Here is an 18457-nt window from a genome sequence, read left to right as displayed (position 1 = left end):
CCCCCCATCTCTCCTTTAAAAACGGGAATGTCTATGATCCGCAGTATGACCGCCTACGCCCGGCGTGAAATCAAGGGTAGCTGGGGTAGCGCTACATGGGAAATGCGCTCGGTAAACCAGCGTTACCTGGAAACGTATTTCCGTATGCCGGAGCAGTTCCGCAGCCTTGAGCCTGTTGTTCGCGAGCGTATCCGTACGCGTCTGACGCGCGGTAAAGTGGAATGTAACCTGCGCTTTGAGCCCGATGCCAGCGCACAGGGCGAGCTGATCCTCAACGAAAAACTGGCGAAACAGCTCGTGAATGCGGCGAACTGGGTCAAAATGCAGAGCGATGAAGGCGAAATCAACCCGGTTGATATTCTGCGCTGGCCTGGCGTCATGGCCGCCGGCGAGCAGGATCTGGACGCGATTGCCGCTGAAATTCTGGCCGCCCTCGACGGCACGCTGGATGACTTTATCGTTGCCCGCGAAACCGAAGGTCAGGCGCTGAAAGCGATGATTGAGCAGCGCCTAGAAGGCGTGAGTGCGGAAGTGGCTAAGGTTCGCACCCATATGCCGGAAGTGCTGCAGTGGCAGCGTGAGCGCCTGGTCGCCAAACTGGAAGAGGCAGAAGTTCAGCTGGAAAACACCCGTCTGGAACAAGAGCTGGTGCTGATGGCGCAACGTATTGATGTCGCTGAAGAGCTGGACCGTCTGGAAGCGCACGTTAAAGAGACCTACAACATTCTTAAGAAAAAAGAAGCGGTAGGCCGCCGTCTGGACTTTATGATGCAGGAGTTCAACCGCGAGTCGAACACTCTTGCGTCTAAGTCGATCAATGCGGAAGTGACGAATTCAGCGATTGAGTTGAAAGTACTGATTGAGCAAATGCGCGAGCAGATTCAGAATATTGAGTAATGCCTTATCGGGTGGTGTCGACAGCACCACCCATTATTATTTCTAATCCATTCCGGCACCTGATTTTGCAGGTCACCGCCTTTCATCAAGCTTATTCAACATCATTTGATAAAAATTTATAGGGCAAACGCAGTCGCCTTAGAAAAACTCAATCGTGATCTTGCGCACAAATCGCTAACCTCCCCCGCGTTCACACCGGAGGAAATATGCTGCTTCACATCCTTTATCTCATTGGCATCACCGCAGAAGCCATGACCGGCGCACTTGCTGCCGGACGTCGCCGTATGGACACCTTCGGCGTGATCATTATTGCTACAGCGACCGCGCTGGGCGGCGGCTCGGTACGCGATATTCTGCTGGGACATTATCCGCTTGGCTGGGTCAAACACCCTGAGTACGTCATTATCGTGGCGACAGCTGCCGTGTTAACCACCATAGTGGCACCCGTCATGCCCCATCTTCGCCGCCTGTTTTTAGTCCTTGACGCTTTAGGTCTGGTGGTTTTCTCGATTATCGGAGCACAAATCGCGCTCGATATGGGGGAAGGACCTGTTATCGCTACCATTGCCGCCGTGGTCACGGGCGTATTCGGCGGTGTGCTGCGCGATATGTTCTGCAAGCGCATTCCACTGGTCTTTCAAAAAGAGCTGTATGCCGGTATCTCTTTTGCAGCAGCGGTACTCTATATCGCTCTGCAGCATTACGTTTCGAACCATGATGTGGTGGTCATCTCGACACTGCTGTTTGGCTTTACAGCCCGCATGCTGGCGCTGCGTCTGAAGCTCGGGCTGCCCGTTTTTCATTACAAACACAGCGCCCACTAGCTTCAGAACCCGTTGATGTGTTGTTCAGCGAGCCATTTCGTCAGCACATCAATCTGAGGCGCGTGCATCCAGTTAACGATTTGTCGCGCTTTCTCCTCTCCCGTTCCCGGCAGGCTTTGCCAGTCCTTTGCGTTACGTTCGCTCAACGTCTGCCAGGTTACGTTCCCCATCGCCTTCAGCGAAGCCTGTGTCAGCGGAACACCCAATGCCATGAGCCAGCGGATAAATGGCTTCTCGCGCACCAGATTAAATCGATGCCAGAGCGCCAGCCCGCGCGCGGAGGAAAAGCCAGGCGTAGCCTGCATTTGCGCCTGCGTTAATAACAGCCACGAAAAGAGGTGTTCAAAATGATGTGCCTGCCAGAGGGTGCGCCAGCCTGACTCGCCTAATCCTTCAATATCAAGTACCTGCTTTGAGCTGAGCCAGGTCAGTCGGGCAAAGAACTGTTCCATACATTCCGGAGAAGCATAGAAACAGCTCAGCGGATGATAACGCGAGGCTGGAGGCTCGGGTTTATGTCTGTCCGTCCCGCGCCAGACCACCTTATCAAACCGGGGAATACCCTGCCCGGCCAGGCTGACCTGGATCTGATCCCCTGAGGCAATATCCAGCCTCTGCCAGCGCTCCACCGAGCCCAGACTCACCCGCCGTACCTGTTTATCGTCCAATTGCACAGGTTCCAGTGCGGCTACAACGGACATTTTGCCCGTTCGCCCCACGGAAAAATGAATATCACTCACCTCGGTCACCTGGGCTGCAGGCGCATATTTCCACGCAACCAGCCAGTTGCCTTCGCCCGGTAACCAGCCTTCCCCTGCGGGCGCATCCTCCGAACGCACCACAATGCCATCCGTGGCAAAGGGTAATCCGGTTACGTGCCAGGCGGCGCGCTGTTTCTCGACGGCATCAACAGAATCGGCGGGTAGCGTATACCGTGCCGACAGCGTAAAACCGGCCTGAGACAGCTCAGCTAAAGATGTCTGCATATCTTTCGGCCCATCCGGCCAGGCCCAGATGAACACGCCGATCTTGCTCAAAACTGAGTTATCCTTTTGCCGCATCATCGCCCCCGCCACCTTTGCGCGAGCGTTCATCCCGCCCATCTGCCGCTGAATGTGATTGTCGCTTAGCCAGAAAAGCTCGCCCTGTAAGACGCTGTTCGCGAGCTTGCCGGTGAGCTTTTGCGGAATAGTCGGGATCAAACGCACCTTCCCGGTCCAGTCTTCCCCTTTCAGGCCATCACCACGACTGATGGCTTGGGTTAACGTTCCGTCACGATAGACCAGCGTTACCGCCACACCGTCAACTTTGGGCTGCATCCACAGATGCTGCCGCGCACGCATCCACTGTCTCAACTCCTCTTTGCTGGCCACTTTATGTACGCCCGTATGGGCAACAGGATGTTTTACGCTTCCCACCCGCGCAGGGAGTTTCTCCTCTGAAGGCTCACTGCCAAAACAGTGCTGCCACTGCATTAAGCGCCCGTTAAGCTGGTCGTAAACTTCGTCGTTGACCTCGCTCACGCCCTGCTTCCAGTAAGCGTCATCCCAGCGTTTGATTTGCGCGCTTAACGACGCCATCTCTTTCTCAGCTTTTGCCTGCGACCACACCGGGCACACCGCCGCGCCATAGCCACTCCACAAGAGCATTAACCCGCTTATCCATCGCCACATTGCTACTCCTCCTTTGTGTTGCAGGAGGTATATCCCGATGCCTGAAACAACGCTAACGGCAACGACTCACAATGCGAGACGCTATCCGGTATTTCTTTGGGTTGCTGAAAACCCCATATAAAACCTGAAAACGGCACGCAAAATTCAATAATCCAGGGGAAAAAGTGTGACAAAGGCTACGTCACACGGCAGTGACGTGTATAATAAGCCCGTATGTAGGACTTCTTCGTTAACACATACAAAAGACTCTCATGGCTCAAGGCACGCTTTATATTGTTTCTGCCCCTAGTGGCGCGGGTAAATCCAGCCTTATTCAGGCATTGTTAAAAACCCAACCGTTGTACGACACACAGGTTTCTGTTTCTCACACCACGCGTCAACCGCGTCCGGGTGAAGTGCACGGCGAACACTATTTCTTTGTGGATCACGACGAGTTCAGAGCGATGATCGGCAGAGACGCGTTTCTTGAACATGCGGAAGTATTCGGTAATTACTACGGTACCTCGCGTGAAACCATTGAGCAGGTTCTGGCCACGGGCGTGAATGTGTTCCTGGATATCGACTGGCAGGGTGCACAGCAAATTCGCAAGAAAATGCCTGACTCGCGCAGTATCTTTATTTTACCGCCATCGAAAGATGAGCTGGATCGCCGCCTGCGTGGCCGCGGTCAGGACAGCGAAGAAGTCATCGCAAAGCGTATGGAACAGGCTGTTGCAGAAATGAGCCATTACGCGGAATATGATTACCTTATTGTGAATGATGATTTTGATGCCGCACTGAGCGATCTCAAAACCATTCTTCGTGCAGAACGTCTGCGTATGAGCCGCCAGAAGCAGCGACATGACGCATTAATCACCAAACTGTTGGCAGACTGAACCCACTTTCAGTATCATGCCCAGTCATTTCTTCACCTGTGGAGCATTTTAAGTATGGCACGCGTAACTGTTCAGGACGCTGTAGAGAAAATTGGTAACCGTTTTGACCTGGTGCTGGTCGCCGCGCGTCGCGCTCGTCAGATGCAGGTAGGCGGTAAAGATCCGCTGGTACCGGAAGAAAACGATAAAACCACCGTTATTGCACTTCGCGAAATCGAAGAAGGTCTGATCAACAACCAGATCCTCGACGTGCGTGAGCGCCAGGAGCAGCAAGAGCAGGAAGCCGCAGAACTGCAGGCCGTAACCGCTATTGCTGAAGGTCGTCGTTAATTAAACCTGCGGGTCGCCCTTGTATCTGTTTGAAAGCCTGAATCAACTGATTCAAATCTACCTGCCTGAAGACCAGATTAAGCGTCTTCAGCAGGCGTATCTCGTTGCACGTGACGCTCACGAGGGCCAGACACGTTCAAGCGGTGAACCCTACATCACGCACCCGGTAGCGGTGGCCTGTATTCTGGCCGAGATGAAACTCGACTACGAAACGCTGATGGCCGCGCTGCTGCACGACGTGATTGAAGATACCCCTGCCACTTACCAGGACATGGAACAGCTGTTTGGCAAAAGCGTTGCCGAACTGGTGGAAGGGGTCTCTAAGCTTGATAAGCTGAATTTCCGCGACAAGAAAGAGGCGCAAGCCGAAAACTTCCGCAAAATGATTATGGCGATGGTGCAGGATATCCGCGTCATTCTCATCAAACTCGCTGACCGCACCCACAACATGCGCACGCTGGGCTCACTTCGCCCGGATAAACGTCGCCGCATTGCCCGTGAAACCCTCGAAATCTACAGTCCGCTGGCGCACCGTTTAGGTATTCACCACATTAAAACCGAGCTGGAAGAGCTGGGTTTTGAAGCGTTGTACCCGAACCGCTATCGCGTGATTAAAGAGGTGGTGAAAGCCGCACGCGGCAACCGTAAGGAGATGATTCAAAAAATCCTCTCTGAAATCGAAGGGCGCTTGCAGGAAGCGGGAATTCCGTGCCGCGTCAGCGGTCGCGAGAAACACCTGTACTCCATCTACTGCAAAATGGTGCTCAAGGAGCAGCGTTTTCACTCGATCATGGATATCTACGCCTTCCGCGTCATTGTCCATGACTCGGACACCTGCTATCGCGTGCTGGGGCAGATGCACAGCCTCTACAAGCCGCGTCCGGGGCGGATGAAAGATTACATCGCCATTCCAAAAGCGAACGGCTATCAATCTTTGCACACCTCGATGATCGGGCCGCACGGCGTGCCTGTTGAGGTGCAAATTCGCACCGAAGACATGGACCAGATGGCAGAGATGGGTGTTGCCGCGCACTGGGCCTATAAAGAGCACGGTGGCGAAAGCAGCACGACCGCACAAATCCGCGCCCAGCGCTGGATGCAGAGCCTGCTGGAACTTCAGCAGAGTGCGGGCAGCTCGTTTGAATTTATCGAGAGCGTGAAATCCGATCTCTTCCCGGATGAGATTTACGTTTTCACCCCCGAAGGTCGCATTGTCGAACTGCCTGCGGGCGCAACGCCGGTCGACTTCGCTTACGCCGTGCATACCGATATCGGCCATGCCTGCGTGGGCGCGCGCGTCGACAGACAACCTTACCCGCTGTCTCAGCCGCTCGCCAGCGGCCAGACGGTGGAAATTATTACCGCGCCGGGCGCACGTCCGAACGCGGCCTGGCTGAACTTTGTCGTGAGCTCCAAAGCGCGCGCTAAAATCCGTCAGCTGCTGAAAAATCTCAAGCGTGATGATTCCGTCAGCCTGGGGCGTCGTCTGCTCAACCACGCGTTGGGCGGCAGTCGTAAGCTGGCTGAGATCCCACCGGAGCATATCCAGCGCGAGCTCGACCGTATGAAGCTCACGTCTCTTGACGATCTGCTGGCGGAAATTGGTCTGGGCAACGCCATGAGCGTCGTGGTGGCGAAAAACCTGCAGCAGGGCGAAGCAATACCTTCTGCGCCAGGCGCATCCGGCCATGCTCATCTGCCAATCAAAGGCGCGGACGGGGTGCTGATCACCTTCGCAAAATGTTGCCGTCCAATTCCAGGCGACCCGATTATTGCGCACGTCAGCCCAGGTAAAGGGCTGGTTATCCACCACGAATCCTGTCGTAACATTCGCGGCTACCAGAAAGAAGCCGAGAAGTTTATGGCGGTCGAGTGGGATAAAGAGACGGCGCAGGAATTTATCACCGAGATTAAGGTGGATATGTTCAACCATCAGGGTGCCCTGGCGAACCTGACGGCAGCGATCAACACGGCATCTTCCAATATTCAAAGCCTGAATACGGAAGAAAAAGATGGCCGCGTGTACAGCGCCTTTATTCGTCTGACCGCCCGCGACCGCGTGCATCTGGCGAATATCATGCGCAAGATCCGCGTCATGCCGGACGTGATTAAAGTCACCCGTAACCGAAACTAGTGGTATGAATTCACAACGTTACGCGCGGATATGCGAAATGCTCGCCAGGCGTCAGCCTGACCTGACGGTCTGCATGGAGCAGGTCCATAAACCGCATAACGTCTCTGCTATCGTCCGTACCGCCGATGCCGTCGGTGTGCATGAAGTGCACGCCGTCTGGCCGGGTCACCGGATGCGCACCATGGTCTCGGCGGCGGCAGGCAGTAACAGCTGGGTTTCCGTCAAATCTCACCAGACAATTGGCGATGCCGTTTCGCACCTGAAAGGGCGCGGGATGCAAATCCTTGCCACTAACCTGTCCGCTAAAGCCGTGGATTTTCGCGAGATCGACTACACTCGCCCGACCTGCATTTTGATGGGTCAGGAGAAAACCGGGATCTCACAGGAAGCGCTGGATCTGGCGGATCGGGACATCATCATTCCGATGATCGGCATGGTCCAGTCTCTCAATGTCTCCGTGGCGTCCGCGCTCATTCTGTATGAAGCGCAGCGCCAGCGTCAGAACGCCGGCATGTACGAGCGTAGCAACAGTATGCTGCCGGAAGATGAACAGCAGCGCCTGCTGTTTGAAGGCGGTTATCCGGTGCTGGCTCGCGTTGCGAAGCAGAAAAAATTGCCTTACCCCCACGTCAACGCGCAGGGCGAAATTGAAGCCGATGCCGAGTGGTGGGCCACCATGCAGTACGCCGGGTAAGCGATGAAGGGCCGCCTGCTGGATGCTATCCCGCTCAACAGCCTGACGGGCGTGGGCGCGGCGCAAAGCAGTAAGTTGGCCAAAATTGGCCTGCACACCGTGCAGGATCTCCTGCTTCACCTCCCCCTGCGTTATGAAGACCGCACCCAGCTTTATAAGATTGGCGATCTCCTTCCCGCCATTTACGCCACCGTTGAAGGCGAAGTCCTGAACTGCAACATCACCTTCGGCGGACGCCGGATGATGACCTGCCAGATCAGCGACGGCACCGGCATTCTCACCATGCGTTTCTTCAACTTCAGCGCGGCGATGAAAAACAGCCTGGCGACAGGCCGCAGGGTGCTGGCCTATGGCGAAGCCAAACGCGGGAAGTACGGCGCAGAGATGATCCACCCCGAGTACCGCGTGCAGGGCGATCTCAGCACGCCGGAACTGCAGGAGACACTTACCCCGGTTTACCCGACGACCGAAGGCATCAAGCAGGCCACGCTGCGTAAGCTTACCGATCAGGCGCTGGAGCTGCTGGACACCTGCGCCATTACCGAGCTGCTGCCACCCGAGCTGGCGCAGGGCATGGTGAGCCTTCCCGAAGCGCTGCGAACCCTGCACCGTCCGCCGCCCACGCTGCAGCTTAGCGACTTAGAAAGCGGCAAACACCCCGCCCAACGGCGTCTTATCCTTGAGGAATTGCTGGCGCATAACCTGAGCATGCTGGCGCTTCGTGCGGGCGCGCAGCGTTTCCACGCTCAGCCGTTAAGCCAGAATGATGCGCTCAAAGATAAGCTGCTGGCCTCTCTGCCGTTTAAACCCACCGGTGCGCAGGCGCGCGTCACCGCCGAGATTGAACGCGATATGGCGCTCGACGTGCCGATGATGCGCCTGGTACAGGGCGATGTAGGCTCCGGTAAAACGCTGGTTGCCGCCCTTGCAGCCCTGCGCGCCATTGCCCACGGTAAACAGGTCGCGTTAATGGCGCCGACCGAGCTGCTGGCGGAACAACACGCCAACAATTTCCGCGCCTGGTTCGCGCCGCTGGGGATTGAAGTGGGCTGGCTGGCAGGAAAACAAAAGGGCAAAGCGCGCCTTGCGCAGCAGGAAGCCATCGCCAGCGGGCAGGTGCAGATGATTGTCGGCACGCACGCTATCTTCCAGGAGCAGGTGCAGTTCAACGGCCTTGCGCTGGTGATTATCGATGAACAGCACCGCTTCGGCGTGCATCAGCGTCTGGCGCTGTGGGAAAAGGGACTGCAGCAGGGCTTCCACCCGCATCAGCTGATCATGACCGCCACGCCGATCCCGCGCACGCTCGCGATGACGGCTTACGCCGATCTGGATACCTCCACCATCGACGAACTCCCCCCGGGCCGTACGCCGGTCACGACGGTTGCCATTCCTGACACGCGTCGCAGCGATATCATCGACCGCGTGCGCAACGCCTGCACCCACGAAGGGCGTCAGGCCTACTGGGTTTGTACCCTGATTGAAGAGTCGGAACTGCTGGAAGCGCAGGCTGCCGAAGCCACGTGGGAAGAGTTAAAGCTCGCCCTGCCGGAGCTAAACGTGGGTCTGGTTCACGGACGCATGAAGCCCGCTGAAAAGCAGGCGGTGATGCAGTCGTTCAAACAGGGCGAGCTGCATTTGCTGGTCGCGACCACGGTCATCGAAGTGGGCGTGGATGTGCCGAACTCCAGCCTGATGATTATCGAAAACCCGGAGCGCCTGGGCCTTGCCCAGCTCCACCAGCTTCGCGGGCGCGTCGGCCGTGGCGCGGTAGCGTCCCACTGCGTCCTGCTCTACAAAGCGCCGCTCTCGAAAACCGCCCAGATGCGTTTGCAGGTGCTGCGCGACAGCAACGACGGTTTTGTGATTGCGCAAAAAGACCTGGAGATCCGCGGCCCCGGTGAACTGCTGGGCACGCGTCAGACGGGGAATGCGGAATTCAAAGTCGCGGATTTGCTGCGCGATCAGGCCATGATCCCCGAGGTTCAGCGCCTCGCCCGCCACATTCATGAACGCTACCCCGAGCAGGCGGCAGCGTTAATTGAGCGCTGGATGCCGGAAACCGAACGCTATTCCAACGCCTGATTTCAGGCGAACATCGGCAGCATCAGGTACAGCTTAATCACCAGCGCGTTGACGATATCAATAAAGAACGCCGCGACCATCGGCACCACCAGAAACGCCATGTGCGATGGCCCAAACCGTTCGGTGATCGCCTGCATGTTGGCGATAGCCGTTGGGGTTGCCCCCAGACCAAAACCGCAGTGACCCGCCGCCAGCACCGCCGCATCGTAGTTTTTGCCCATCATGCGCCAGGTGACAAACATGGCGTACAGCGCCATAAACAGGGCCTGCACCGCCAGAATCGCCACCATCGGCAGCGCCAGGGAGGCCAGCTCCCACAGCTTGAGGCTCATCAGCGCCATCGCCAGGAACAGCGACAGGCAGACGTTGCCGAGCACCGACACCGCCCGTTCAAACACGCGGTAGAAGCCCATCAGCGCCAGGCCGTTGCTCAGAATCACCCCGATAAACAGCACGCAGACAAACGTCGGCAGCTCAAACGCGGAGCCCGCCAGCCATTGCGCAACCACTTTGCCCACGGTGAGGCAGATGGCGATCATCGCGATGGTTTCAATCAGCACCAGCGAGGTAATACTGCGCCCAACGTCAGGCTTTTCAAAGGCGGTCGGTACCAGCTCGTCGTCCGGTCTGCCGTCCGGCGTGGTGGAATGCTTCACCAGATAACGCGCCACCGGGCCGCCAATCAGGCCACCCAGCACCAGGCCAAAGGTGGCACAGGCCATCGCCACTTCCGTTGCATTTTCAAAACCGTAGCGCTCAACGAACAATTTACTCCACGCCGCCCCGGTACCGTGACCGCCTGACAGCGTAATCGACCCCGCCAGCAGCCCCATCAGCGGGTCCAGCCCCAGCAAGGTCGCCATGCCGATGCCAATCGCGTTTTGCATCAGCAGCAGCCCCACCACCACAATCAAAAATACGCCGAGCACCTTACCGCCCGCCCGCAGGCTTGCCAGGTTGGCGTTCAGGCCGATGGTGGCAAAGAAGGCCAGCATCAGCGGGTCTTTCAGGGACATGTCAAAATCGATTTCCCAGCCCATGCTTTTTTTGAGTACCAGCAGGGCCAGTGCCACCAGCAGGCCGCCAGCGACAGGTTCAGGAATGGTGTATTTTTTCAGAAGGGAAACGCTATGTACCAGCTTACGGCCAAGCAGTAACACCAGCGTTGCGGCAACAAGGGTCGACAACGTATCGAGATGAATCATAGAAGGCTCCTTTTTTGCGCGTGTTCCATACACACGCGGCGTTATCCTGGGCCGGTTTGCGCTCTTCATGAGCTTCCGGCGCAAAAAGTGTAATTTTTTTTCCTCATCGGATGTAGAAAACCTGCTCACAGCGGCAGATTTTCTTGTCTTTTTTTGCTGGCAATCGTTTGCTTTTACCAGGTGGTCAGATAAAATGCCCGCTTTTCCACCGTGGGATTGCCGCCGATGTCCGTTAACACCATAGAGTCGCCTGATGCGCAACCGATTGCGCAGAAGCAAAATAGCGAACTGATTTACCGCCTTGAAGACCGCCCGCCGCTGCCGCAGACGCTTTTCGCCGCCTGCCAGCATCTTCTGGCGATGTTTGTTGCGGTGATCACCCCGGCGCTGCTGATCTGTCAGGCGCTCGGTTTACCGGCGCAGGACACGCAGCACATCATCAGCATGTCTCTCTTCGCCTCCGGCGTGGCCTCGATTATCCAGATTAAAGCGTGGGGTCCGGTGGGGTCGGGTTTACTGTCGATTCAGGGCACCAGCTTTAACTTTGTGGCGCCGTTGATCATGGGCGGTACGGCCCTGAAAACCGGCGGTGCGGATGTCCCGACCATGATGGCGGCGCTGTTCGGCACGCTGATGCTGGCCAGCTGTACGGAGATGGTGATCTCCCGCGTTCTACATCTGGCTCGCCGCGTTATCACCCCGCTGGTTTCCGGCGTCGTCGTGATGATTATCGGCCTGTCGCTGATTCAGGTGGGCCTCACCTCCATCGGCGGCGGCTATGCCGCGATGAGCGACCACACCTTCGGCGCGCCAAAAAACCTGCTGCTGGCGGGCGTCGTGCTGGCCATCATTATTCTGCTTAACCGCCAGCGTAACCCATACCTGCGCGTCGCCTCGCTGGTGATCGCCATGGCGGCAGGCTACCTGCTGGCGTGGGCGCTGGGCATGCTGCCGGAGAACACCGCGCCAGCCAACAGCGCGCTGATCACTGTCCCTACGCCGCTGTATTACGGTCTGGGCATTGACTGGGGTCTGCTCCTGCCGCTGATGCTGGTCTTTATGATCACCTCTCTGGAGACCATCGGCGACATCACCGCCACCTCCGACGTCTCCGAGCAGCCCGTTTCCGGCCCGCTGTACATGAAGCGCCTGAAAGGCGGCGTGCTGGCGAACGGTCTGAATTCGTTTGTCTCTGCGGTCTTCAATACCTTCCCGAACTCCTGCTTCGGTCAGAACAACGGCGTGATCCAGCTGACCGGCGTGGCCAGCCGCTATGTCGGCTTCGTGGTGGCGCTGATGCTGATCGTCCTCGGCCTGTTCCCGGCGGTGAGCGGCTTTGTGCAGCACATCCCTGAGCCGGTGCTGGGCGGGGCAACGCTGGTGATGTTCGGGACGATCGCGGCCTCCGGCGTGCGTATCGTCTCCCGCGAGCCGCTGAACCGCCGCGCAATCATGATTATTGCGCTGTCGCTGGCCGTCGGTCTGGGCGTTTCTCAGCAGCCGCTGATCCTGCAGTTTGCCCCGGACTGGGTGAAAAACCTGCTCTCTTCCGGCATTGCCGCGGGCGGTATCACCGCTATCGTGCTGAACCTCGTTTTCCCGCCTGAAAAGAACTGATCCCCTTCACGGCAGGCAGTCAATGTCTGCCGTGACATCTATTTACACCATTCCCGCCTTGAGGATTGCGCATAAATCGTGCATAACTCCCTTATGTGCGTTTTGCGGGATGGAAGACCATGAAATTTATTGGAAAGCTACTCGTCTATCTTCTGGTAGCCCTGCTCATTGTGATACTGGCGCTCTATATTCTGCTCCAGACCCGCTGGGGCGCGACTCAGGTCAGCAGCTGGGTAACGGTGAATACCGACTACGAGCTCAGTTTCGACAAGATGAATCACCGCTTTTCGTCACCATCCCACCTCATTCTGGAAAACGTCACCTTCGGCCGGGACGGTAAACCCGCCACGCTGGTGGCCAAAAAAGTGGATATCGGCCTCAGCAGCCGCCAGATAACCGATCCGCTGCACGTGGACACCATCACCCTGTTCGACGGCACGCTGAATCTCTCCCCGCAGACCGCGCCGCTGCCCTTCCAGGCGGATCGCCTGCAGCTGAACAATATGGCCTTTAACAGCCCGAATACCGAATGGGATCTGAGCGCGCAGAAGGTGACGGGCGGCGTCAGCCCGTGGCAGCCGGAAGCGGGCAACGTGCTGGGTAATCACGCGCAGATCCAGATGAGCGCAGGCTCGCTGGCCCTCAACGGCGTACCGGCCACCAACGTGCTGATCGAGGGCCAGCTTAACGGCAAGGAAGTGGTGCTGAATACGATTGGCGCCGATATGGCCCGGGGCTCGCTCACCGGCTCGGCCCTGCGCAACGCCGACGGGAGCTGGATTATCGACACCATGCGCCTGAACGAGATCCGCCTGCAGAGCGATAAAACGCTGACGGCGTTCTTCGCACCGCTGGCCACTATCCCCTCTCTGCAGATTGGTCGTCTGGACGTGACCGACGCCCGGCTTCAGGGCCCGGACTGGGCGGTGACCGACCTCGATTTAAGCCTGCGCAACCTGACGCTGAGCAAAGGTGACTGGCAGAGCCAGGAAGGCCGCCTGTCGATGAACGCCAGCGAGTTTATCTACGGCTCGCTGCATCTGTTTGACCCGATCCTGAATGCGGAGTTTTCCCCGCAGGGCATGGCGCTGCGCCAGTTCACCTCCCGCTGGGAAGGCGGCATGGTGCGCACGTCCGGTAACTGGCTGCGCGACGGTAAAGCGCTGGTGCTGGACGATGTCGCCATTGCCGGGCTGGAGTATACCCTGCCGCAAAACTGGAAAGCGCTGTGGATGGCGCCTCTGCCGGAATGGCTGAACAGCGTCACGCTGCAAAAATTTGGCCTGAGCCGCAACCTGGTGATCGACATCGATCCCGCCTTCCCGTGGCAGATCACCTCGCTGGACGGCTATGGCGCAAACCTGCAGCTGGTGAAAGATCGCCAGTGGGGCGTCTGGGGCGGCAGCGCAACCCTGAACGGCGCGGCGGCGACTTTTAACCGCGTGGACGTGCGCCGTCCGTCGCTGGCGCTGAATGCCAACGCCGCCACGGTGAATATTACCGACCTGAGCGCATTTACCGAGAAAGGTATTCTGGAAGCTACGGCGACCGTTTCCCAGCTGCCGCAGCGGCAGACCACGGTGAGCCTCAACGGGCGCGGCGTTCCGCTCAGCGTGCTGCAGCAGTGGGGCTGGCCTGCGCTGCCAATTGCAGGTGACGGCAATATTCAGCTCACCGCCAGCGGCAGCGTGCAGGCCAGTGCGCCGCTGAAGCCAACGGTGAATGGGAAGCTGAGCGCGGTGAATATGGATAAGCAGCAGGTAGAGCAGACGATGACGGGCGGCGTGGTGTCGGCGATGGCGCCGGCACAGTAAAAAGCCGGGTGGCGGCTTCGCCTTACCCGGCCTACGAGGTTTTGGTTCCCTCTCCCTGTGGGTGAGGGCATCAGACCGCATAATTACCGTAGGCCCGGTAAGCGCAGCGCCACCGGGCATTTTCCACCTCAGAGCTGAACCGCCACCTCATCCCCCTCGGCTTTCACCACCACGCCCCACTCGCTACCCGCGTGCGAGCCGCCCTTCACGCCACTCACTTTCTGCACGTTGCGCAAGCATACCGACCAGTTTTGCGCGTCTCCCGCGCCGATAAAGGTCACGATGTCGCCCTGACGTGACGCCTTAAGCGTAAACACCACAGAACCGTCCGCCGCAGGCACTTCACTTACCGCCGTCGCGCCATCGTCCAGGTTAAACAGCTGGAAGGCCGTCCCCTCGTGCCATGCATAGTCTGGCTTCTGGTTATTGTTGCCCAGCGCCAGCAGCGTGTTGTCGCGCACGTAGACCGGCAGGCTCATGAAATCGTGCTGCTGCTTATGCCAGCGGCTGCCCTGAATTTCGTCGTTGTGCCACAGGTGCGTCCAGCGCCCTTCCGGCAGGTAGAACTGCACGTCACCCGCCTCGGAGAATACCGGTGCCACCATTAACGAATCCCCCAGCATGTACTGACGGTCGAGATAATCACACGCCGGATCGTCCGGGAACTCCAGCATCATCGCCCGCAGCATCGGCGTGCCGAACTCGCGGGCCAGCGCCGCCTGACGGTACAGGTACGGCATCAGCTGGCACTTCAGCTGCGTAAAGTGGCGCACCACGTCGCAGGACTCGTCATCGTACGCCCACGGCACGCGGTAGGATTTGCTGCCGTGCAGGCGGCTGTGGCTGGAAAACAGCCCGAATGCGCACCAGCGTTTGTAGACGTGCGCCGGGGCGGTGTTTTCGAACCCGCCGATATCGTGGCTCCAGAACCCGAAGCCGGACAGGCCAATCGACAGCCCGCCGCGCAGGCTTTCCGCCATTGATTCGTAGTTGGCGTAGCAGTCGCCGCCCCAGTGAACCGGGAACTGTTGCGCACCCACGGACGCCGAGCGGGCAAACAGCACCGCCTCTTCTTCACCCACCGTCTCTTTCAGCACGTTCCACACCAGCTCGTTGTAGATGTAGGCGTAATGGTTGTGCATCTTCTGCGGATCGGAACCGTCGAACCACTGGACGTCGGTCGGGATGCGCTCGCCGAAATCGGTCTTAAAGCAGTCGACGCCGATATCCACCAGCCCTTTCAGCTTGTCGGCATACCACCGGCACGCGTCCGGGTTGGTGAAGTCGTAAATCGCCAGCCCCGGCTGCCATTTGTCCCACTGCCACAGGGAGCCGTCCGGACGCTTAAGCAAATAGCCCCTCTCTTTCAGCTCCCGGAAGATCGGGGATTTCTGGCCGATGTATGGGTTAATCCACACGCAGACCTTCAGCCCTTTCTCCTTCAGGCGGCGGATCATCCCTTCCGGATCAGGGAAGGTCACCGGATCCCACTCGAAGTCGCACCACTGGAAGGCCTTCATCCAGAAGCAGTCAAAGTGGAACACGTGCAGCGGCAGGTCCCGTTCGGCCATGCCGTCGATAAAGCTGTTGACCGTCGCTTCGTCGTAGTTGGTGGTGAACGAGGTGGTGAGCCACAGGCCAAATGACCACGCAGGCGGCAGCGCCGGACGCCCGGTGAAGCGGGTATAGCGGTTCAGCACTTCTTTCGGCGTCGGGCCGTCGATCACGAAGTACTCCAGATACTCCCCTTCCACGCTGAACTGCACCTTAGAGACTTTCTCGGAGCCCACTTCAAACGAGACGTTTTCCGGGTGATTCACCAGCACGCCGTAGCCGCGGTTGGTCAGGTAGAACGGGATGTTTTTGTAGGACTGCTCGGTGCTGGTGCCGCCGTCGCGGTTCCAGGTCTCGACCGTCTGGCCGTTGCGCACCAGCGCGGTAAAGCGCTCGCCCAGGCCGTAGACCGTTTCCCCCACGCCCAGATCCAGACGTTCGAACACGTAATTGCGGTGGGTATTGCTGTCCTGCACGTAGCCGTTATTTTTCAGCTGGCTGCCGGTAATACGCTGGCCGTTGCGCAGGAAGTCCAGCGCCCAGAACTCGCCTTTGGTGACGCGCACGCTGACGCTGCCGCTTTTCAGCTCGGCAAATTCGGCGTTGTTTTCAATCTCGACCTTCACGTCTTTCAGAACGTTCAGCGGATAGTGCGGGCCGTTGTTCAGCGCGCCCTGGAAGTGCTCGATGCGCACCCCCACAATCCCTTCCTGCGGGGCAAACAGACGCACCGTGAACATCAACGTGTCGAGCTGCCAGGTGCGCTCACGCACGTCGCGCGGCGCAACATACATCACCAGGTCATTGCCCTGCTGCTCCACGTCGAACACCTGAACCGGACAGGTCACGTTCAGGCCCGGTTGAATAAGCCAGTTTCCATCACTGATTTTCATGCTTTCGTCCTCTTAGTTCTGCAATTCTTTGCTGACCGGCAGGGTTTCAAATTCCTGCTGATTGCGGCGCGCGCCCTGTGCCAGCTCGCCCAGGATTTTGGTCAGTAAGGGGGTTTTCAGCGTGTAGTAGCGTTTGGCGATGATGGCGCTCAGCACGTAGCAGACCGCCGGGGCCAGGGTAAACAGGCCGATAATGATGCTGATGGTCGCGCTGTTCTGGGTTTTGGCCGCCGCGTCGTAGCCGCCGCCTGCCAGCATCCAGCCGATCATCGCCCCGCCCAGCGCCAGACCCAGCTTCAGCACGAACAGCGTGCCTGCAAAGCTGATGCCGGTCAGGCGCTTGCCGTTGGTCCATTCACCGTAGTCGACGGTATCGGACATCATGACCCACTGGATCGGCGTCACCAGCTGGTGCAGCACGCCGATTACGAAGATAAAGGCGAACATCAGCACCGTGGCATGCATCGGCACGAAGAACATCGCCACGCTGACCACCGCCAGCGCGGCGTTGGTCCACCAGAAAATGCTGACCTTGCACTTCCAGTCGGTGAGCGGTTTCGCCAGCGCGGAGCCAATCAAGTTGCCGACGCAGTAGGTGGTCAGGAACGCGACGAACACTTCCGGCGAGCCCATGATCCAGGTGCAGTAGTACATCATCGCGCCGCCGCGCACGCAGACGGCGAGGATGTTGAGGATGGTCAGCACGCCGACGATGCGCCACTGGTCGTTGTGCCAGATGTCGCGCAGGTCTTCCCGCATGGAGGTGGTGCTCGGCGGCACCTGGATGCGCTCTTTGGTGGTGAAGAAGCAGAACGCCAGCATCAGGAACGCGACCACCGACAGCACGGCAATCCCGCCCTGGAAGCCGAACGCCTTATCGTCGCCGCCAATCAGCTTCACCAGCGGCATCATCAGCACCGTGGAGAGCATGCCGCCCGCCGTCGCCAGCACGAAGCGCCAGGACTGAAGGGAGATACGCTGCGTCGGGTCACTGGTGATCACACCGCCCAGCGCGCAGTAAGGAATGTTGACCACGGTATAGAGCAGGGTCAGCAGGGTGTAGGTCACGGCGGCATAAACCATTTTACCGTTGAGGCTGAGGTCCGGCGTGGTGTAGGCCAGCACGCAGACGATGCCGAACGGTATCGCACCGAACAAAATCCACGGGCGGAACTTGCCCCAGCGGCTGCGGGTGCGATCGGCAATCAGCCCCATGCACGGGTCGGAGATCGCATCCAGCGCGCGGGCCAGCAGGAACATGGTGCCGACGAACCCGGCGGGAATGCCGAAAATGTCGGTGTAGAAAAACATCATGTACAACATGACGTTATCAAAAATGATGTGGCTGGCGGCGTCTCCCATGCCGTAGCCAATCTTCTCTTTTACTGACAGTACTTCGCTCATCTTTTTTTATCCTTCACGCTGTAGGGGGCGCTGAGACCGGTTGCATTGGTTTTAAACCATTGTTTCAGATGGGGGTATTGCGTTTTCTGGTTAGCAGATTACGTTTCTTGTTTTTTGTGATCGCGGTAAATAATGGAGAGCACGAAAGGTTAACCTGAGGATTTTCTTAAGAATTAACTGAAACAGGGGGGTGCAGGTCAAAAGAGAGGTGAAAAAAGTGGTGTGGGGTATGTGGTAAATGCCTGAAAGTAGCTATAATGCGCCCCGCCTCCATGTAGCAATGCAGGCGCGGAAGATCGTCATCTCCGGTGAGGTGGCTGGACTTCAAATCCAGTTGGGGACGCCAGCGTTCCCGGGCAGGTTCGACTCCTGTGATCTTCCGCCAATATGCCTCTTCTAAATTCTCCCTAAGTCAATTAATCCCTTATAATACCTGCAACTGAAAGCATCTATGCTCT

General features: G+C 58.1%; 13 protein-coding genes and 1 tRNA gene. 10 read left to right on the top strand and 4 right to left on the bottom strand.

All coding sequences use genetic code 11. The annotated features are described in order from the left end of the window. Nucleotides 1–33 precede the first annotated feature (33 nt). Complete coding sequence (locus LLF79_RS16240; RefSeq protein ID WP_008502687.1) at nucleotides 34–897, top strand: YicC/YloC family endoribonuclease; 864 nt, start codon at nucleotides 34–36, stop codon at nucleotides 895–897. A 206-nt stretch (nucleotides 898–1103) separates the two neighbouring features. Then, nucleotides 1104–1721 (top strand): trimeric intracellular cation channel family protein, encoded by a 618-nt coding sequence (locus LLF79_RS16235; RefSeq protein ID WP_023345196.1) that lies wholly within the window; start codon nucleotides 1104–1106, stop codon nucleotides 1719–1721. A 2-nt stretch (nucleotides 1722–1723) separates the two neighbouring features. On the opposite strand, the gene ligB is transcribed toward LLF79_RS16235, so the two are convergent. Next, nucleotides 1724–3394 carry an NAD-dependent DNA ligase LigB gene (gene ligB / locus LLF79_RS16230; protein WP_045414834.1) on the bottom strand — a complete coding sequence of 557 codons (1671 nt, stop codon included), beginning with the start codon at nucleotides 3392–3394 and terminating at the stop codon, nucleotides 1724–1726. Between the two features lie 251 nt (nucleotides 3395–3645). Here ligB and gmk point away from each other — a divergent pair, with 251 nt between their 5' ends. Genes gmk through recG form a run of 5 tightly spaced genes read left to right on the top strand, consistent with a single transcriptional unit; the run spans nucleotide 3646 to nucleotide 9512 of the window. Continuing rightward, a complete protein-coding gene (gmk, locus tag LLF79_RS16225) occupies nucleotides 3646–4269 on the top strand; it encodes a guanylate kinase (protein WP_008502674.1) in 624 nt (207 codons plus the stop codon). 54 nt (nucleotides 4270–4323) lie between these two features. Then, entirely contained in the window at nucleotides 4324–4599 is a 276-nt protein-coding gene (rpoZ, locus tag LLF79_RS16220; RefSeq protein ID WP_000135058.1) for a DNA-directed RNA polymerase subunit omega, read from the top strand. Between the two features lie 19 nt (nucleotides 4600–4618). After that, nucleotides 4619–6733, top strand: coding sequence for a bifunctional GTP diphosphokinase/guanosine-3',5'-bis pyrophosphate 3'-pyrophosphohydrolase (gene spoT / locus LLF79_RS16215; RefSeq protein ID WP_008502673.1), 2115 nt, complete (start codon nucleotides 4619–4621; stop codon nucleotides 6731–6733). Between the two features lie 4 nt (nucleotides 6734–6737). Continuing rightward, nucleotides 6738–7427: a tRNA (guanosine(18)-2'-O)-methyltransferase TrmH gene (gene trmH, locus LLF79_RS16210; protein ID WP_021242410.1), complete on the top strand. Its 690-nt coding sequence runs from the start codon at nucleotides 6738–6740 to the stop codon at nucleotides 7425–7427. A 3-nt stretch (nucleotides 7428–7430) separates the two neighbouring features. Then, entirely contained in the window at nucleotides 7431–9512 is a 2082-nt protein-coding gene (gene recG / locus LLF79_RS16205; protein WP_046091946.1) for an ATP-dependent DNA helicase RecG, read from the top strand. A 2-nt stretch (nucleotides 9513–9514) separates the two neighbouring features. Here recG and gltS read toward each other — a convergent pair whose 3' ends face one another. After that, nucleotides 9515–10717: a sodium/glutamate symporter gene (gene gltS, locus LLF79_RS16200; protein ID WP_227879884.1), complete on the bottom strand. Its 1203-nt coding sequence runs from the start codon at nucleotides 10715–10717 to the stop codon at nucleotides 9515–9517. Between the two features lie 225 nt (nucleotides 10718–10942). Between gltS and xanP the strand changes: the two genes are divergently transcribed. Together xanP and LLF79_RS16190 are read left to right on the top strand one after the other, a co-directional pair. After that, nucleotides 10943–12334 (top strand): xanthine/proton symporter XanP, encoded by a 1392-nt coding sequence (xanP, locus tag LLF79_RS16195; RefSeq protein WP_008502668.1) that lies wholly within the window; start codon nucleotides 10943–10945, stop codon nucleotides 12332–12334. A gap of 119 nt (nucleotides 12335–12453) precedes the next feature. Then, nucleotides 12454–14148 (top strand): AsmA family protein, encoded by a 1695-nt coding sequence (locus LLF79_RS16190; RefSeq protein WP_227879882.1) that lies wholly within the window; start codon nucleotides 12454–12456, stop codon nucleotides 14146–14148. Nucleotides 14149–14276: 128 nt separating this feature from the next. Here the strand turns inward: LLF79_RS16190 and yicI are convergent, their stop codons facing one another. Together yicI and LLF79_RS16180 are read right to left on the bottom strand one after the other, a co-directional pair. Beyond that, nucleotides 14277–16595 (bottom strand): alpha-xylosidase, encoded by a 2319-nt coding sequence (gene yicI / locus LLF79_RS16185; RefSeq protein WP_227879881.1) that lies wholly within the window; start codon nucleotides 16593–16595, stop codon nucleotides 14277–14279. Between the two features lie 12 nt (nucleotides 16596–16607). After that, on the bottom strand, nucleotides 16608–17999 hold the full coding sequence (locus LLF79_RS16180; RefSeq protein WP_045414825.1) for a glycoside-pentoside-hexuronide family transporter: 1392 nt from the start codon (nucleotides 17997–17999) through the stop codon (nucleotides 16608–16610). Nucleotides 18000–18289: 290 nt separating this feature from the next. On the opposite strand from LLF79_RS16180, the gene LLF79_RS16175 reads away from it, so the two are divergent. Further along, nucleotides 18290–18384 (top strand) — tRNA-Sec (locus LLF79_RS16175). Nucleotides 18385–18457 lie beyond the last annotated feature (73 nt).

Source organism: Enterobacter cloacae complex sp. 2021EL-01169 (assembly GCF_020733125.1).
Classification (GTDB): domain Bacteria; phylum Pseudomonadota; class Gammaproteobacteria; order Enterobacterales; family Enterobacteriaceae; genus Enterobacter; species Enterobacter roggenkampii.
Note: the sequence above shows the minus strand (reverse complement) of the source record. Positions and strands in the feature narration are given on the sequence as shown.

Bases quoted from the DNA above. Each gene is read 5' to 3' on its own strand.
- yicI (WP_227879881.1), bottom strand. From the start codon at position 16,595: ATGAAAATCAGTGATGGAAACTGGCTTATTCAACCGGGCCTGAACGTG.
- LLF79_RS16180 (WP_045414825.1), bottom strand. From the start codon at position 17,999: ATGAGCGAAGTACTGTCAGTAAAAGAGAAGATTGGCTACGGCATGGGA.
- rpoZ (WP_000135058.1), top strand. From the start codon at position 4,324: ATGGCACGCGTAACTGTTCAGGACGCTGTAGAGAAAATTGGTAACCGT.
- LLF79_RS16240 (WP_008502687.1), top strand. From the start codon at position 34: ATGATCCGCAGTATGACCGCCTACGCCCGGCGTGAAATCAAGGGTAGC.
- gmk (WP_008502674.1), top strand. From the start codon at position 3,646: ATGGCTCAAGGCACGCTTTATATTGTTTCTGCCCCTAGTGGCGCGGGT.
- ligB (WP_045414834.1), bottom strand. From the start codon at position 3,394: ATGTGGCGATGGATAAGCGGGTTAATGCTCTTGTGGAGTGGCTATGGC.
- xanP (WP_008502668.1), top strand. From the start codon at position 10,943: ATGTCCGTTAACACCATAGAGTCGCCTGATGCGCAACCGATTGCGCAG.
- recG (WP_046091946.1), top strand. From the start codon at position 7,431: ATGAAGGGCCGCCTGCTGGATGCTATCCCGCTCAACAGCCTGACGGGC.
- gltS (WP_227879884.1), bottom strand. From the start codon at position 10,717: ATGATTCATCTCGATACGTTGTCGACCCTTGTTGCCGCAACGCTGGTG.
- trmH (WP_021242410.1), top strand. From the start codon at position 6,738: ATGAATTCACAACGTTACGCGCGGATATGCGAAATGCTCGCCAGGCGT.
- LLF79_RS16190 (WP_227879882.1), top strand. From the start codon at position 12,454: ATGAAATTTATTGGAAAGCTACTCGTCTATCTTCTGGTAGCCCTGCTC.
- LLF79_RS16235 (WP_023345196.1), top strand. From the start codon at position 1,104: ATGCTGCTTCACATCCTTTATCTCATTGGCATCACCGCAGAAGCCATG.